Consider the following 16,650-nt stretch of genomic DNA (forward strand, 5'->3'; position numbering starts at 1 on the left):
TTAAAATTAAAGATTATGTCAGACATTGCATCAAGAGTAAAAGCGATTATCGTAGACAAATTAGGCGTTGACGAAAACGAAGTTGTAACAGAAGCAAGCTTCACAAACGATTTAGGAGCTGATTCATTAGACACTGTTGAGCTAATAATGGAGTTCGAAAAAGAATTTGATATTCAAATTCCAGACGACCAAGCTGAAAACATTGCTACGGTAGGTCAAGCAATTTCTTACATAGAAGAAGCTAAAAAATAATATTTTCAAACATCTGTAAGTGAAATACATTGCAGGTGTTTTTTTATTTTTTAATGTCTTTAAAATCTTTTGTAGATTTGTAAAAAACATTGATTGTATTACAATCATAAAAATATTTATGTAATACCCCATTGTTTCTTTTAGTAATAATTAAAAGTGCTTTGGGTTTTTTTATATTAAACAAAACGAACTAAACTATGCAATTAAAGCGAGTAGTAGTAACAGGATTAGGTGCTCTTACACCAATTGGGAATAATATTCAAGAATATTGGGACGCTCTAATAAGTGGAAAAAGCGGTGCTGCTCCAATCACTTATTACGATACCGAGAAACACAAAACTAAGTTTGCTTGCGAGGTAAAAAACTTCAATATTGAAGATTTTATGGATCGCAAAGAAGCCAGAAGAATGGATAAATTTGCTCAATATGCTGTTGCAGCAAGTGAAGAAGCTATAAATGATGCTGGAATAACCGATACCAATGTAGACAAACATAGAGTTGGTGTTATTTGGGGAGCTGGAATAGGCGGACTAGAAACTTTTCAAGAAGAAGTTTTAAGTTATGCTAAAGGCGACGGAACTCCAAGATTCAATCCTTTCTTTATACCAAAAATGATTGCCGATATTGCTCCAGCTCATATTTCTATGAGAAATGGTTTTATGGGTCCAAACTACACTACTGTTTCTGCTTGTGCTTCTTCAGCAAATGCATTAATTGACGCTTTCAATTATATTCGATTGGGAATGTGTGATGTTATTATTTCTGGAGGTTCAGAAGCTGCTGTAACTATTGCAGGAATGGGTGGGTTTAATTCGATGCAAGCATTATCTACTAGAAATGACAGCCCAGAAACTGCTTCGAGACCATTTGACGCTACACGCGACGGATTTGTTCTTGGTGAAGGTGCAGGCGCATTAGTTTTAGAAGAATATGAACATGCAATTGCTCGTGGGGCAAAAATATATTGTGAAGTTGGTGGTGGTGGAATGTCCTCTGATGCATATCACTTAACAGCACCGCATCCAGAAGGATTGGGTGTAATTGCTGTAATGAATAATACACTTCGTGATGCTGGGATGAATCCTGAAGAAGTAGATCATATTAATACTCACGGAACCTCAACTCCGCTTGGAGATGTTGCCGAATTGAAAGCGATAAGTCATGTTTTTGGCGCTCATGCTAAAAACATTAATATCAATTCGACAAAATCGATGACCGGACATTTACTTGGTGCTGCTGGTGCTATCGAAGCTATTGCTTCTATTTTATCTATCAAACACGGAATTGTTCCACCTACAATAAACCACACAACCATCGATGAAAACATTAATCCAGAATTAAACTTAACACTAAACGTAGCTCAAAAAAGAGACGTAAAAGTGGCTATGAGTAATACTTTTGGTTTTGGTGGTCACAATGCGTGTGTTTTATTCAAAAAATTAGTTTAATTACTCGCATGAGTCTTATTAAAAAAATATTTTCAAATTCCCGTTCTCCAGAGGACGGGCTTTTTTTTGATAAACTCGAAAAAATATTAGGGTTTAAACCTTCAAATCTTATTCATTTTCGCAAAGCATTTACACATCGATCGATGAATAAATTAGACGAAAAAGGAAATCCGATGAATTATGAGCGCCTAGAGTTTATGGGCGACGCTATGTTGGGTAGTGTTATTGCTGCTCATTTATTTAACATGGTGCCTACTGGTGATGAAGGATATTTAACTAAAATGCGATCTAAAATTGTAAGTCGTGAACACTTAAACGAATTAGGAAAAGATCTTAATCTGATTCAGTTTTTAGAAAGCAAAGTAACCCTTCAAAATTTTGGAGAAAATATACACGGAAATCTTTTTGAAGCATTTATAGGCGCTATTTATCTGGATAGAGGTTTTGTGTACTGCGAAAAATTTATCCATAAAAAAGTCATCAAACCTTATGTAGATATTGACAAATTAGAAGGAAAAGTCATCAGCTACAAAAGTCTTGTTATCGAATGGTGTCAGAAAGAAAAAAGACAATTTCATTATGATATTTATGAAGATGACGATGCTGGAAAACTTAAATATTTTGCTGTAAAATTAAGTATTGATGGTAAAGTTATTGCAAAAGCTCGGGCTACATCAAAAAAGAAAGCCGAAGAAATAGCCTCTAAAAGAGCGTACTTTGCATTTCAGACTAAAATAGATGGGAAATAACTATTTCATTTTCTGAAAAATGTTAAGTTTATTCAATCAAGACAATTCTATCCCTCAGTTTTTAATTTTCACTCTCATTTTATTGTTTCTTTTCAAGTACTTTTGTGAAAATTTCATTCAAATGCGCACTACAATATATTTTTTACTTCTCTTTATTACCAATATTGCTTTCTCTCAAAGCAAATTTGTTTTAACAGACCAAGAATACCAAAAATTACATGATAAATCACGATTGTTAATAAACTCTAACGTAGATAGTTCGTTTGTTTATGCAAACAAAATTGAAAAATCAAATAATCCTTTACACAAAGCTTTTGCTTACGGAATTAAATCTTATTTGTATCAGCTAAAAGGAGATAGCATTAAGTCTAAACAATTATACAAACAAGCATTTACTTATTTAAATAAAATTCCTCAAAGTGTCGAAAAGACAAAGCATCATTCATATTTGTTAGCTTATGGGGGTTTAGCAGAATCAGTTAGAGGGAATTTAAGCGATGCATTATTGAAATATGAAGAAGGAAAAAAAATTGCGATAAGCACAAATGATTTCCTGCAAGTAATCAAGTTTAGTAATAATTTCGCTTCTTTGTACGGAGATGCAGGAAATTATAAATTAGCAATCAAGGAAGCTCGAATTTCCGATAAAATAATTGATAAATACCAGTTTGAAATATCTAAAGAAAAATATGAAAATAATAAAAGTAATGTAAATATCTGTTTAGGAAATTTTTACGAGTCATTACACCACTTGAATTTAGATAAAAAATCACTTGATTCATCAAAATATTTTTATGCAAAAGCAATTTCATTTTCAGAAAAGCTAGTGTCAAATAGAATTAGTGCAAAATGTGGACTGGGAAATATTTATTGCTTGAAGAATAATTATCCGGAAGCCATTAAAACATATTTAAGTCTTTTTGTTGATTTAAAGGAAAATAATCAAAAATTGGAAAATGCTCAAATATATTATAATACGGGAATTTCCTATTATAACATGAAAAATTATGATGAGGCCTCCGTTTATTTCGCAAAATCAGATTCAATATATCAAATAAATAAATTTAATATAAGTCAGTATTTAGATTCGAATTATTATCAAGCAAAAATTTATGAAATAAAGAATGATCCCGCAAAAGCTTTATTGCACGCCAAAATATATTTGGATAATTTTGAATTAAACGAAATTAAAAAAAGTAATAAAAAAAACGAAATCAATTCTATATTAGGTAAAAAAGACATAGAAAGAGAGATGATTAAAATAAGAGAAAAGTATAGAAAGCAAGCTCTTTTAGAAAGTTTTTTCAAATGGGGAGGCATTGCAGTTATTTTTACGCTGATTATAGTATTACTAATCAATCTTCGTAATAAAAAAGTTAATGATGGAAAATTTAAAAATCTATTACTTGAATTTGAATCAATTACAAACAAACAAGAATTAAATAAGGATGATTACAGTAACGGAGTTTCATCTGATATAGAAAAAAGCAAGAAAAGCGGTTTGTTTAATTTGGACGAAGAAAAAGAAAAAGAACTATTGCAAAAACTTTCGAAACAAATAGACAAAAAAGAATTTTTAAAAGAGGGTTTTACTTTACTATATGTTGCTAATAAAATAAAGACAAATACCACTTATTTGTCCTATGTAGTAAACAAGGAATTTGAAAAAAGTTTTAGCGATTATGCGAATGAACTTAAAATTAATTATGCGATAAACGAGATGATTAACAATCCTACCTATCGCAAATATTCAACGCAAGCAATTGCCGAAAGTGTTGGGTTTAAAAATGCCATTTCGTTCACTAAGTCATTTAATAAAAGAGCCGGAGTGACACCGGCTCAGTTTATCAAAAGAATAGATCATTAATTAGTTGAGGTCACTATAGTGCCGTCTGAAAGTCTACAGTGTAAAAGCTCACCATCAAAATTATAATAACAAGTCATAGGTGGATCAGTAGGACCGGAACCTGGTTTAACAACAACTGTTGGTTTTGGCTTGTCATCAGTACCACATTTAATATTTTTACATTCTTCTGATGTTAATTGCATTGCTTTGAAGCGATCTAAATTTAATTTCATTGTTTTCATTATTTATTTTTTCAAATTTAAGAAGAAATAGAAAAGCAAATCGTTCTTTTCAATTCCCAATTTATTTTAAATTCAATATTTAACATAACTAATTGTCATTCAATAATTTATGTATTTTTTTATATCTAAATAATTTATAAATTATGTATGGTATAATTTACAAATTGTAAATGCACACGCTTTTTTTTAGTCATGAACCGTCTAATCTTTGTCAAAATATTTAGAAAGTCATATTTGGTTTTCGTAAAATAAATAAGATGATAAACATAGTTAAAACGTATTTAGCGTTAAGTCAATTTTCAGATCAGAAAGATAATTTTGAAGATTTATTCTTATCACACCCCAACTACCCAAGCGTATTTGCTATTACGGATTCGTTAGACATTTTGTCTATAGATAACTTAGCGATAAAAGTACCCAAAGAACAATTTGTACAACTTCCCGAATTTTTCCTAGCAGTATATAATCAAAATTTGGTTTTAGTGACTAAAACCAATAAGAGTATTACAATTGAAACTGAAGAAGGAAAGCAACAAAAACTAAGTTTTAATGAATTTCTTACTGGTTGGAACGACATCATTGTTGTAATAGAACCCAATTCAAATACTATAATAAAAAAACAAGAAATAAATACAAAGTGGTTATCATATACTTTGCCTGTTATTGCACTCATTATATTGTCTGCTACTTTCAATAATTACAATTTTAATGCAGCAGTATTATTAAGTACTTCAATCATAGGTTTATTGATAAGTATATTTATTGTGCAAGAAAAATTTGGAATTAAAAATGAAATCGCGTCAAAATTTTGCAATATTAACTCAAATACATCTTGCGATTCGGTAATTAAGTCGAAAAAAAGCGAAATTAACAAATGGGTTGGTTTCTCAGATTTACCCTTGTTGTTTTTTAGTATCAGTATTCTGTCTATCATTATGCAGCCTGAAGAAGCAAGCAATATAATAGGATTTCTAAGTTTAACAGCAACTCCATTAATTCTATACTCGGTTTGGTTACAAAAATTTCAATTAAAAAAATGGTGTGTGTTGTGTTTAGTAGTTTCGGTTGTAATTGTATTGCAAAGTTTGGTTTTTGGTTTCACAACCACATCATTTTCTAATTTCATAGCGATAAACTTTTTTGGATTTTTGTTTTCAGGCATTTTACTCACAACAATATGGTTGTTTGTAAAACCCATTTTTGAAGACAAAATAAAAGCAGAAAAAGATGTAACCCAATTAAAAAAATTCAAACGAAACTATGAAATTTTCAGTTCTTTATCAAAAGATATTTCAGTTCTAAACGGTTTTGATAAACTCGAAGGATTACAGTTTGGAAACAAAACAGCAAGCATACAACTAACCATAATTATTAGTCCGAGTTGCGGACATTGTCACAAAGCTTTCGAAGACGGATTTAATCTAGTCACAAAATTTCCTGAAAAAGTATTATTAAATGTGCTTTTTAATATCAATCCCGAAAACAATGACAATCCTTACAAAGCAGTTGTTGAAAATTTACTTTCTATAAGTAATATAAATCCTGAAAATACAGAAAGTGCTATTTCCGATTGGCATATCAAGAAAATGGATTTAGAAACGTGGCTTAAAAAATGGAAAATGAATACTGTAGATATGAAAGTGAACCATCAGATACACCAACAATATAATTGGTGTCTGGAAAACGAGTTTAACTACACACCAGTAAAAATAATAAACAACAAACTATTTCCTAACGAATATGAGATTAGCGAACTAAAATATTTTCTGAATGAATTTTCGCAAGAAAAAGAAGAAAATTACATTTTAGCAGAAGCATAAAAAACAAATAACACCCTTTAACATAGAGTTTGTCATTCCGACGAAGGAGGAATCTCATAACGAAAGCATCTAATGTGATTCTTCGTTCCTCAGAATGACAAAATAAAGTCTATTCTTATAAAAGTAAAGCATAAAACATAGCAAAACATTCTTGGCCGAGAATCAGACACAAGATCCAAGTGTCTTAAAATGATTGGATTATAAATCAACAAATAAATTATTATATCATGTTAAAAAACATTTTAAAATTAGACGGCGCTCAAAAATTAACAAATAATGAGCAAAAAAGTATTAATGGTGGAATGACAAGAGCTTGTTCAAATGCTATTGCAGCTGGATGTGTGGTAAACGTTTCCGCAGCAGCTTGTTTTGCAGCTGAAGGAGTATATAACTCAGCTTGTAAATGTTGTAACTACTAATCATTAAACTTAAATATCATGTTAAAAAACATTTTAAAATTAGACGGAGCTCAACAATTGAGCAAAAATGAGCAAAAATCAATTAATGGTGGGTTAACTGTAGCTTGTGCTAATGCATGGAGTCATATGTCTTGTACAAATTCAACTTTAGCAAATTGTAGAATTGCAGTTGGGTCGTATTTTTGTGGTAAATGTTGTTTCTAATCATTAAAAACTAAAAAACATTTTAAAATTAGACGGAGCTCAACAATTATCTAATAATGAGCAAAAATCAATTAATGGTGGGATTACAAGAATTTGTAATAATGCAATTCAATTTGGAAGTTGTTATTGGAAAACAGTTGGTGTAGCTTGTTTACCTGGATTTACAACAAATTCTGGAGCTTGTTCAATGGCGAATGTTTGCTGTGGATTAGGTCTTTAATATTGAGATCATTAAACTGCCTAAATTTTTTTTAGGCAGTTTTTTAACCTATTTTTGAATCCAAAATATAAAACTTGAAAAAATTCCCTAATTACATACAAGCCGACAGTAAAGATTGTGGTCCTACTTGCCTAAAAATTGTTGCCAAACATTATGGTAAGACAATCAATATACAAGAATTACGTGATTATAGCGAAACCACACGCGAGGGAAGTAATTTATTATTTCTGAGTGATGCAGCTGAGAAAATAGGATTTCGTACGTTAGGTGTGAAGCTAAATTTAGAACGACTAGATGAAGCGCCGTTACCTTGCATTTTGCACTGGAACAAAGAACATTATGTAGTCCTTCATAATATAAAAAAGGACAAATATTATATTTCCGACCCAGGTTATGGTCTAATAGAATACAATCAAAAAGATTTTATAAAATTCTGGATTGGTAACAATGCAGATAATTTTACCCAAGAAGGGATTGCTTTATTATTGGAACCAACACCTGTTTTTTATCAATCAGAATTTGATAAAGAAGAAAAAAAAGGACTTGGTTTTAGCATGTTAGCAAAATATGTTTTGCCCTACAAGTCATTTATAGTTCAGTTAAGTATAGGATTATTTGCGGGTAGTTTACTGCAACTTATTTTTCCGTTTTTAACCCAAAGTATTGTCGATGTTGGAATTCAGAATCAAAACATCAATTTTATCTACATGATTCTTTTTGCGCAATTATTTTTGTTTGCCGGAAAAACAGGATTAGAGCTCATCCGAAGCTGGATTATGCTTCACCTTTCTACAAGGATCAACATTTCATTAATATCTGATTTTTTTATCAAATTAATGAATTTACCTATATCATTTTTCGATGTCCGAATGACAGGAGACATCATGCAACGCATCAATGACCATCATCGCATCGAAAGAATCTTAACTACATCTTCACTCAACGTATTGTTTTCAGTAATTAATATGTTTATTATGGGGGGTGTTTTAGCATATTACAACTTGCAAATATTCTTAGTGTTTTTTGCAGGAAGTATTCTCTATTTTGGCTGGATAACCTTGTTCTTGAAACGAAGAGAAGAACTGGATTACAAGCGTTTTTCGGAAGTCTCGCAAGAGCAAAGCAAAGTCATGGAGCTCATAAACGGAATGCAAGAAATAAAACTACACAATGCTGAGAAACAAAAGCGTTGGGGTTGGGAATATGTGCAAGCCAGATTGTTCCGAGTTTCTATAAAAGGATTGGTTTTAGAACAAACACAAACCATTGGTTCGTCGGTAATCAATCAATTAAAAAACATTTTCATCATTTTTCTTTCGGCAAAATTAGTTATCGATGGTCAAATTACGTTAGGAATGATGATGGCCATAAGTTCTATCGTTGGCAGTCTAGATGGACCTATTTCGCAACTTATCAGTTTTGTTCGTGAAGTGCAAGACGCTAAAATTTCCTTAGCTCGTTTGTCTGAAATTCATGAAAAAGAAGATGAAATACAGCAAGAAGCAAATCAAACACATGATTTTCCTAAAGATGTTGCCATTGAAATAAAAGATTTGTCGTTTAGATATTTGGGTTCTGACATTCCAGTTCTAGAAGGTTTAAATTTGACTATTCCGCCAAATAAAATTACCGCAATTGTTGGTACAAGCGGAAGCGGGAAAACGACATTAATGAAGTTGTTGTTAAAATTTTATGAGCCAAATAGCGGTCAAATAAATATTGGTAACACCCAATTGTCTAATATTGCACAAAAAACATGGCGAGCTAATATTGGAGCGGTCATGCAAGAAGGATTTATTTTTAATGATACTATTGCCAATAATATTGCTATTGGGGTAGATATTATTAACAAAGAACGATTGGTTTATGCTGCCGATGTAGCTAATATAAAAGAGTATGTTTCTGGTTTGCCTTTGGGTTATAATACAAAAATAGGTTCTGAAGGTGTAGGAATGAGTACAGGACAAAAACAGCGATTACTCATTGCAAGGGCCGTTTATAAAAACCCAGAAATGTTATTTTTTGACGAAGCAACTTCGGCCTTAGATGCTAATAATGAAAAAGAAATCATGGAAAAACTCGATATTTTCTTTAAAGACAAAACCGTCGTTGTTATTGCCCATCGATTAAGTACTGTTATGAATGCAGATCAAATTGTGGTGCTCGACAAAGGAAAAATTATCGAAATAGGAAACCATGAACAATTGGTAAAACTAAGAGGAAGTTATTACGAATTGGTTAGAAACCAATTGCAACTAGGAAGCTAAAGAAATGGAAGAAAAAAATACAACATTCGAACTTCGTAGCGAAGAAGTACAAGATATTCTCACGAAAGTCCCACATTGGATGATTCGTTGGGGAACGGTTCTCATATTTGGAATCATTATTATGCTATTTTTTACCTCATGGTTCTTGAAATATCCAGACGTCGTAGCATCAGAAATAGTAATAACGACTAATATTCCGCCAGAGAAATTAGTGGCTAAAACTTCAGGTAGGATAGAAGCTATTTTAGTAAATGACAAATCGTTAATTATGCCTAACATACATCTTGCTATTATAGAAAATGCGGCCAATTATAAAGATGTATTGCTACTAAAAAGCATTGTTGACAAAACAGATATTAACGATTCAAAAAAAAACTTCCCTTTTAGTAAACTACAAAACCTGCAATTAGGAGATGTAGAAAGTGCTTATGCTATTTTTCAAAAAGATTATATTGCTGATGGTTTAAATGCAGATTTACAACCTTATCAAGTTGAAAATAATGCACAAAAATCCGAATCTACTCAAATTAAAGAAAGGTTAAGCTTGTTATTGCAGCAAAAAGAAATTAACGAGCAAGAGCTGAAATTGCAAAAAAACGAAATTACACGTTACACAATCTTGAATAGTAAAGGAGTTATTTCAGACCAAGAATTTGAAAGCAAAAAATTGAATTATCTTCAAGCTGATAAAAATTATAAGAGTTTATTGAGTTCAATTTCACAATTGCGATCTTCATTAATAGACAATTCAAGAGCAACGAAAGACACGCAAATTAGCGGAACAAAGGAAATGGTTAATTTAGACAGAAGTGTAACACAATCATTTTACCAACTAAAAAAAACAATAAAAGACTGGGAATTAAATTATACTTTAAAATCTTCAATTGCTGGAGAAGTTACTTTTTTACAAGTTTGGACAGAAAGCCAAACCATAACATCGGGAGATAATGTGTTCTCAATTATTCCAACCACTCAAAAAGGATTTGTTGGAAAAGTAAAAGCGCCAGCCTTAAATTCAGGGAAAATAAAAATTGGACAGCAAGTAAATATTCGTTTAGCAAATTTTCCTGACAGAGAATTTGGTGTTCTAAAAGGAGAAATAAAAAATATCTCTCTTGTTCCAGACAAAGAGGGTAATTTGTTAATAGATGTAGTTTTGCCTAAAGGATTACTCTCGTCATATAAAAAGCAAATCCCTTTTCAGCAAGAAATGAAAGGCTCTGCCGAAATTATCACCGAAGATTTACGATTGTTGGAGAGGATATTATATCAGTTTAGGGATGTTTTAAAACCAAATTAAGTTTTATTTTTTTAAAACCCTGATTATAAATAAAAAACAATTAAAACCACAATACCATCATTCATAAATTTAACAAAAACCTAATTTGTTAAATGGTTTTTAAATAATAGAAACGCTATCTTTACATCTTATTTTTTAGTGTTTTATGGCGATTCATAAATTACATCTCGAGGATTTTGATCAAGTCGATTATAACTTAATTGCCATTCATACGGCACAGGAAGATTATAAATTAGCATTTAAGCTAAATCAGAAACTAACTATTTCTCTTAGTAAAAACGAAAATGAAATTCCTGTGGAGATTCAGGAAAAACTAACTTATTTTTCTCGGTTTACTTATGATGATGAAGAAAAAATGGTCGTTTGGGATTTAATTCAAAATAAGCAAAAAATAGATTTGCCTGTTCAAAATTTACCAGCAAATTTATTTGAAAACAAGAATTTTACACGACGAATTTCTTTAGTTTCCGAATTAAAAAAAGTAGATTTTTTTCTAAAAATAGAACATGATTCTCAGTATAAAATAAAAGATATTATAAGCAAAATAAACAAAATTGATTCTATAAGTGCCGTTTATGAAATAAATGCAAACGAAATAAAATCAAAAAATAATTTAATTTTTTAAGAAATGTCAACAAATAAAAAAACTAAAATTGTAGCTACACTTGGACCAGCATGTAGTACAAAAGAAGTAATAAACGATATGATTGTAGCTGGAGTAAATGTCTTCAGAGTAAATTTTTCGCATGCAGATTACGATGATGTAAAATCTAAAATAGACATAATTCGAGGACTAAACGAAGAGTTTGGATACACAACAGCCATTCTTGGCGACTTGCAAGGACCAAAACTTCGAGTAGGTGTGATGAAAGAAGATGTAGTGGTAAACCCCGGAGATATTATCACTTTTCAAACAGCCGATGATGTTCCAGGAACTGCCGAAAGAGTTTATATGAACTACAAAGAATTTCCAAAAGATGTAAATCCTGGCGAAAAAATTCTTCTTGATGACGGAAAACTAATGTTTGAAGCCATTGAAACCAACAGAAAGAACGAAGTCATTTGTAAAGTAATTCAAGGTGGTCCGTTAAAATCGAAAAAAGGAGTAAATCTTCCTAATACCAAAATTTCGTTGCCTGCACTAACCGAGAAAGATATTAAAGATGCCTTATTTGCTATAGAGCACAAATTAGATTGGATTGCGCTTTCTTTTGTAAAAACACCAAGAGATTTACAAGATTTACAGGAATTAATTGCTAAAAATTCGGACTATAAAATCCCAATAATAGCTAAGATAGAAATGCCAGAAGCATTAGTAAACATAGACAAAATTATTGCTCATTGCGATGCTTTGATGGTTGCGCGTGGTGATTTAGGTGTAGAACTTCCTGCACACGAAGTTCCTTTAGTACAAAAAGATTTAATCTTAAAAGCTAAAACAGCTCGTATTCCAGTAATTGTTGCCACACAAATGATGGAAACGATGATTACAAGCCTTACGCCAACTCGTGCTGAGGTAAATGATGTTGCCAATTCTGTTATGGATGGTGCCGATGCAGTAATGCTTTCCGGAGAAACATCAGTAGGAAATTATCCTGTTCAGGTTATCGAACAAATGACTAGAATTATTGAAGCTGTTGAGGATTCTCCATTAATTCATGTTCCGCAAAACACTCCTCAAATAAAAACAAATCGATTTATTACCAAAACTATCTGTCACCATGCTGCTACTATGGCCAATGTGATTAATGCCAAAGCTATTTGCACCTTAACCAATAGTGGATACACCGCTTTTCAGATTTCTGCATGGCGACCATCGGCTCACATTTTAGTTTTTACATCCAATAAAAGGATTCTTACCCAACTTAATTTGCTTTGGGGTGTAAAATCATTTTACTATGACAAATTTGTAAGCACTGATGATACTGTAATCGATATAAACGAAATAGCGCGTGTAAAAGGATTTGTAGAAAAAGGTGATCTCTTAATAAATCTAGCAGCCATGCCAGTAACTGATAAAGGAATGGTGAATACGCTGAGGGTTTCGGAGATTGAGTAGTTTTAATTAAGTACAATTCAAATCCGTCTCGTTTTTTAAACAAGACGGATTTTTTTTAACTCAACACTTAACTGATTAATTCCGATTTTTTTATTTCGGCAATAAGTCGTTTGCCAAAAAAAATTTAGAGATATTTTAACAAATTTCTAATATGTTCTGGATACAATAATTCCTTTATCAGAAAAAATACAAAACAAAATTTCATTTCGGTTTGTTGGTGTTTCATTTCACTTCTGTGAATATAGTGCGCAATCTTATAATACCGAACGTGTTTTTTCCAAAGTGTTCCTAACAAGTTATTCGGCCATTTTTCTTTTTAAATCCTTTCCTGCATAAATAAACCTTATGGTACATTTTATACTGGTTGATTGGAAAAAAATATAATGAATCAGATTTAGGATGATATTATGAAAATAGAAAAAACAGTAGAAGAATAAGAAATCTACTTCAATTCCTTAATTGTACTTTTTTCTATCCAACCTTGTTTTAGATCTAAAAGCTGTATTTTTTTGTAGTTATTTAAGCTTTCTAATACAAAAACCTTGGTTCCTGCATGCAAAATAAAAGCTTCTTGTGCGGTTGATTTTGGTTCACTTTTTACTGATGTAATATTTGCAAAAACAATAGCAGGTCTGTCATTATTGCTTTGGTTTTTTTCAAAAAATCCTGCGAAAACGCTTACGATTGTAAACAATAATACAAAAAGCATGCTTGTAAAGAAAATCCTTTTTAGCATAGTGGAATTCGAAAAATAATAACCTACAAAACACATTAAAAACAAGAGTGAAAAAACGATAGCGATCCAAGCCCAAGTGTCATAATGAAAGCTCGAAGTGAAATCTCCTATAATTTTCGCAAAATCTACTTTTGGCACCTCTACAACTTCATCGATCGTCATTTTTTGAGCGAAATCAAGATTGTTTTGAATTTCTGCATCGTTAGGTTTTAGCAATAAAGCCTTTTCGAAATTAAATATTGCTGGGGCCACTTTGTTTAATTTATAAAAACAATTGCCTAAGTTAAAATACAATTCTGCTGATTGTTGTCCTGATTTTAGAACACTTTCGTAAACGTTTATTGCTTCTTGATAATTCCCTTTTTGGTACAAGTTATTCCCTTTATCGAAAGCAGTTTGTGCCCAAAATGTTTGGGTGATGAGAAGGAATATATAGAGTATATTTTTCATTTGGAACACGGATTTCACGGATTCGGTAAACCGAAAACGCGGATTTTACGGATTTTTTAAAATTATCAATTGTAAATTATTCATTATCAATTATGAAATTTGTTTTTCTAAAATTGATATTATTTCAACGGCTTTATTATAATCTTGTTGAATAGTTACGCTTGTTGATGGCGCATATCTTGCCAATTCGCAGTTTTCTGTTAATGCTATAAAACTACTTACATCTTCTGGGCTAGCATTTCTAGACAATAAGATTTCGCTTATTTTGTCTTTGCTCATTTCCGAAGTTTCGATATGTAATTTTGCTTTCAGGAAGTTGTGCATGGCTTTTTCTAAAGCGATGTAAAACGGTTCTTTGTTTGCAATTTGATTTTTGGCTTCCGATAAATATTTTTTTGCTAATTTGTTAGACAATTTAATTCTGTTTCCAACAAAATCGCCGTCTATCGCTTCTTTTTTCTTGCGAATTACCATTATAACTGGAATTAACAAAAACGGGAAGAACAACAATCCGTAAAATAATCCCGAGCCTAAAAAGTCAGTATTTTTAATATTTGATAAAACTGTTTTTAACTTTATAAATCCGAAAGTAGCGTTCGAAGCCACTTTTGTTTTATTAGAATCGTTACTCGCAACCGCATTGTTATTTGCTGCTGTTGGTCCGTCAAGTACTTCAATATTTATTTCTTTAGAAGTAATTGTTTTATAGGTTTTTGTTGCTAAATCGAAATACGAAAAAGTAAGCGGTTGTATAGGATAATTGCCTTTATATTGTGGAATTATAGTGTATAAATCCGAAATACTTCCTGCCATTCCCGAGAGTGGTGTGGTTACATTTTCTTTATGCACCGGATCGTACATTTCTAATGTACTCGGTACAATAGGTTTGGGTAAAGTAAATAATTTTAGATTCCCTTTTCCAGAAACAATTACATTCAGATCGAGAGATTCTCCGTTTTTTAATTTGGTTTTTGATGGAGTAACTTTAAAATCAAAAATTCCAACTGCTCCTGTAAATCCTTCTGGTTTTCCTGCTTCAGGTAATGGTTTGACATTAATAACTTTGGCACCAGCCGATATTTTTTTATTGGAAGTAGTCATAATAGGTCTTCCAAAAAAGTCTACTTCATTTGATGGAACTTCAACTTCAACATCTAAAGTTAATGGCTCAATTTCTAATTTCCCTGATTTTTGTGGATAAAGAACTGTTTTTCTAAGAACAGCATATCTGTAATCTTCTCCTTTAAACTTCCCTTGTTGAATCTGAAGTTGTTTCACATCGATATTCTGACTCCAAAAATTATTATATTTTGGAGTATCTGTTACTTGCCAACCACCTACTGCCGACCTGTTACTGACATATATTTTGTAAACCACCGTAATGGGTTCGTTTAGATACGGATTTGGATTAGAAATTTCCGCAACTAATTGCACACCACTTTTTCCGGCATAAGCCTGAGGTTGTTGTTGCTGTTGCTGCTGTTGATAATATGGATTATAAGGATCTCTTTCTTCGGCAACTGCATTTCCTACAGTGATTTTAATTGGATTGGTTTTATAAACCTGCCCGTTTATTTCGATAGAACCTGGTTTTATTATAAAAGTTCCTTTTTTTGTAGGTGATAAATAAAAGGAATATGTTTTTTCGAATGATTTCCGACCATTAACCCAAAGATAGCTTGTTGATTGGTTTGGGCCACCTATGATTTTGAATCCTTCAAATGCTGGTGCACTAAAATTATCACCATCATCATTCATCACAAAATCGATACGGAGACGTTCGTTGATACCCAATGAATTTTTGCTTACTTGTGCAACGAATTGCACTTGAGCAAAAATCCCTTGACAGGTTAATAATAATATAATAATGTATTTCTTCATTTCTAGTTTAATCGTTTTACAGATTTTGGGCTAAATCTACCAATCTTTATCGGTTTCGACAGGTTTGCCTTTTACTTTTTTTCCGTTTACTTTTTCTTGTGTTTTCTTCTCTTCATTATTCACCGCATCCAACAAATTTTTCATTCTTTCTTGATTTGCACCACCCTGTTGTGGTTGTGGTTGCTCATTTTGTTTGTCGTCTTTAGGTTTTCCTTTATCATCTTTCTTATCGTCACCTTCTTTTGGCTTGTCTTTCTTGTCGTCTTTAGGTTCGTCCTTTTTATCTTTGTCTTTTTTATCGTCCTTCTTCTTGTCGTCTTTTTTAGGAGGATTGTCTTTTAGCATTTTTTTAGCCAAAGCATAATTATACCTTGTTTGCTCATCTTTCGGATTATTTCTAAGCGCGTTTTTATAAGCATCGACCGCTTTTGAATAATCTTTTTCTTTCATGAAAACATTACCAATATTATGAAAAGCACTAAATTTTTGTTGTTTTCCTTTTGCGTTTTCTATCGCTTTCGAATAAGCATATTTTGCCTCTGTTGGTTGGTTTTGTTTATAAATAGAGTTCCCTAAATTATAAGAAGCGGTAGCTCTTTTCTCATTATTTGCTTTAGATACTCTGTAATTAGATTCTGCCAAAGCATATTCTTTTTTTACATAATTTTCGTTAGCTTGTGGCAAATCGAAGTCTTTTTTCTGTGAAAACATTGATATAGAAAAAAACGACATCAATATTAAAATGATATTTTTCATA

14 protein-coding genes are annotated in these 16,650 nt (G+C 31.6%); 10 read left to right on the forward strand and 4 right to left on the reverse strand.

All coding sequences use genetic code 11. The annotated features are described in order from the left end of the window. Nucleotides 1-15: 15 nt before the first annotated feature. From ACH2BP_RS06205 to ACH2BP_RS06220, 4 genes are all read left to right on the forward strand, one after another. Complete coding sequence (locus tag ACH2BP_RS06205) at nt 16-252, forward strand: acyl carrier protein (RefSeq protein WP_007137004.1); 237 nt, start codon at nt 16-18, stop codon at nt 250-252. Between the two features lie 197 nt (nt 253-449). Further along, nucleotides 450-1,700, forward strand: a complete 1,251-nt coding sequence (gene fabF, locus ACH2BP_RS06210) for a beta-ketoacyl-ACP synthase II (protein ID WP_395058059.1) — start codon at nt 450-452, stop codon at nt 1,698-1,700. An 8-nt stretch (nt 1,701-1,708) separates the two neighbouring features. Beyond that, nucleotides 1,709-2,449: a ribonuclease III gene (rnc, locus tag ACH2BP_RS06215; RefSeq protein ID WP_395058061.1), complete on the forward strand. Its 741-nt coding sequence runs from the start codon at nt 1,709-1,711 to the stop codon at nt 2,447-2,449. Nucleotides 2,450-2,570: 121 nt separating this feature from the next. Beyond that, on the forward strand, nt 2,571-4,316 hold the full coding sequence (locus ACH2BP_RS06220) for a helix-turn-helix domain-containing protein (RefSeq protein WP_395058063.1): 1,746 nt from the start codon (nt 2,571-2,573) through the stop codon (nt 4,314-4,316). Here ACH2BP_RS06220 and ACH2BP_RS06225 read toward each other — a convergent pair. Next, complete coding sequence (locus ACH2BP_RS06225) at nt 4,313-4,537, reverse strand: hypothetical protein (protein ID WP_395058065.1); 225 nt, start codon at nt 4,535-4,537, stop codon at nt 4,313-4,315. The genes ACH2BP_RS06220 and ACH2BP_RS06225 overlap by 4 nt on opposite strands. A 257-nt stretch (nt 4,538-4,794) precedes the next feature. On the opposite strand from ACH2BP_RS06225, the gene ACH2BP_RS06230 reads away from it, so the two are divergent. The 6 genes from ACH2BP_RS06230 (at nt 4,795) to pyk (ending at nt 12,826) form a co-directional block, all read left to right on the forward strand. Then, entirely contained in the window at nt 4,795-6,357 is a 1,563-nt protein-coding gene (locus tag ACH2BP_RS06230; protein WP_395058067.1) for a vitamin K epoxide reductase family protein, read from the forward strand. A 227-nt stretch (nt 6,358-6,584) separates the two neighbouring features. Further along, nucleotides 6,585-6,776 carry a hypothetical protein gene (locus tag ACH2BP_RS06235; RefSeq protein ID WP_395058069.1) on the forward strand — a complete coding sequence of 64 codons (192 nt, stop codon included), beginning with the start codon at nt 6,585-6,587 and terminating at the stop codon, nt 6,774-6,776. Between the two features lie 498 nt (nt 6,777-7,274). Further along, nucleotides 7,275-9,467, forward strand: coding sequence for a peptidase domain-containing ABC transporter (locus tag ACH2BP_RS06240; protein WP_395058071.1), 2,193 nt, complete (start codon nt 7,275-7,277; stop codon nt 9,465-9,467). A 4-nt stretch (nt 9,468-9,471) separates the two neighbouring features. Beyond that, complete coding sequence (locus tag ACH2BP_RS06245) at nt 9,472-10,767, forward strand: HlyD family secretion protein (RefSeq protein WP_395058073.1); 1,296 nt, start codon at nt 9,472-9,474, stop codon at nt 10,765-10,767. A 145-nt stretch (nt 10,768-10,912) separates the two neighbouring features. Then, a complete protein-coding gene (locus ACH2BP_RS06250) occupies nt 10,913-11,392 on the forward strand; it encodes an IPExxxVDY family protein (protein WP_395058075.1) in 480 nt (159 codons plus the stop codon). A gap of 3 nt (nt 11,393-11,395) precedes the next feature. After that, nucleotides 11,396-12,826, forward strand: coding sequence for a pyruvate kinase (pyk, locus tag ACH2BP_RS06255; RefSeq protein WP_395058077.1), 1,431 nt, complete (start codon nt 11,396-11,398; stop codon nt 12,824-12,826). Between the two features lie 442 nt (nt 12,827-13,268). On the opposite strand, the gene ACH2BP_RS06260 is transcribed toward pyk, so the two are convergent. The 3 genes from ACH2BP_RS06260 to ACH2BP_RS06270 all read right to left on the reverse strand — a co-directional run bounded on the left by ACH2BP_RS06260 (nt 13,269) and on the right by ACH2BP_RS06270 (nt 16,649). After that, nucleotides 13,269-14,012 (reverse strand): tetratricopeptide repeat protein, encoded by a 744-nt coding sequence (locus tag ACH2BP_RS06260; RefSeq protein WP_395058079.1) that lies wholly within the window; start codon nt 14,010-14,012, stop codon nt 13,269-13,271. A gap of 90 nt (nt 14,013-14,102) precedes the next feature. Next, nucleotides 14,103-15,893, reverse strand: a complete 1,791-nt coding sequence (locus ACH2BP_RS06265; RefSeq protein ID WP_395058081.1) for a BatD family protein — start codon at nt 15,891-15,893, stop codon at nt 14,103-14,105. A 36-nt stretch (nt 15,894-15,929) separates the two neighbouring features. Next, nucleotides 15,930-16,649, reverse strand: coding sequence for a tetratricopeptide repeat protein (locus ACH2BP_RS06270; protein ID WP_395058083.1), 720 nt, complete (start codon nt 16,647-16,649; stop codon nt 15,930-15,932). Between the last annotated feature and the right edge of the window lies 1 nt (nt 16,650).

Origin of the sequence: Flavobacterium sp., assembly GCF_043756175.1 — a bacterium.
Classification (GTDB): domain Bacteria; phylum Bacteroidota; class Bacteroidia; order Flavobacteriales; family Flavobacteriaceae; genus Flavobacterium.

Bases quoted from the DNA above. Each gene is read 5' to 3' on its own strand.
- ACH2BP_RS06235 (WP_395058069.1), top strand. From the start codon at position 6,585: ATGTTAAAAAACATTTTAAAATTAGACGGCGCTCAAAAATTAACAAAT.
- ACH2BP_RS06220 (WP_395058063.1), top strand. From the start codon at position 2,571: ATGCGCACTACAATATATTTTTTACTTCTCTTTATTACCAATATTGCT.
- rnc (WP_395058061.1), top strand. From the start codon at position 1,709: ATGAGTCTTATTAAAAAAATATTTTCAAATTCCCGTTCTCCAGAGGAC.
- ACH2BP_RS06265 (WP_395058081.1), bottom strand. From the start codon at position 15,893: ATGAAGAAATACATTATTATATTATTATTAACCTGTCAAGGGATTTTT.
- ACH2BP_RS06205 (WP_007137004.1), top strand. From the start codon at position 16: ATGTCAGACATTGCATCAAGAGTAAAAGCGATTATCGTAGACAAATTA.
- pyk (WP_395058077.1), top strand. From the start codon at position 11,396: ATGTCAACAAATAAAAAAACTAAAATTGTAGCTACACTTGGACCAGCA.
- ACH2BP_RS06245 (WP_395058073.1), top strand. From the start codon at position 9,472: ATGGAAGAAAAAAATACAACATTCGAACTTCGTAGCGAAGAAGTACAA.
- ACH2BP_RS06270 (WP_395058083.1), bottom strand. From the start codon at position 16,649: ATGAAAAATATCATTTTAATATTGATGTCGTTTTTTTCTATATCAATG.
- fabF (WP_395058059.1), top strand. From the start codon at position 450: ATGCAATTAAAGCGAGTAGTAGTAACAGGATTAGGTGCTCTTACACCA.
- ACH2BP_RS06230 (WP_395058067.1), top strand. From the start codon at position 4,795: ATGATAAACATAGTTAAAACGTATTTAGCGTTAAGTCAATTTTCAGAT.
- ACH2BP_RS06225 (WP_395058065.1), bottom strand. From the start codon at position 4,537: ATGAAAACAATGAAATTAAATTTAGATCGCTTCAAAGCAATGCAATTA.
- ACH2BP_RS06260 (WP_395058079.1), bottom strand. From the start codon at position 14,012: ATGAAAAATATACTCTATATATTCCTTCTCATCACCCAAACATTTTGG.
- ACH2BP_RS06250 (WP_395058075.1), top strand. From the start codon at position 10,913: ATGGCGATTCATAAATTACATCTCGAGGATTTTGATCAAGTCGATTAT.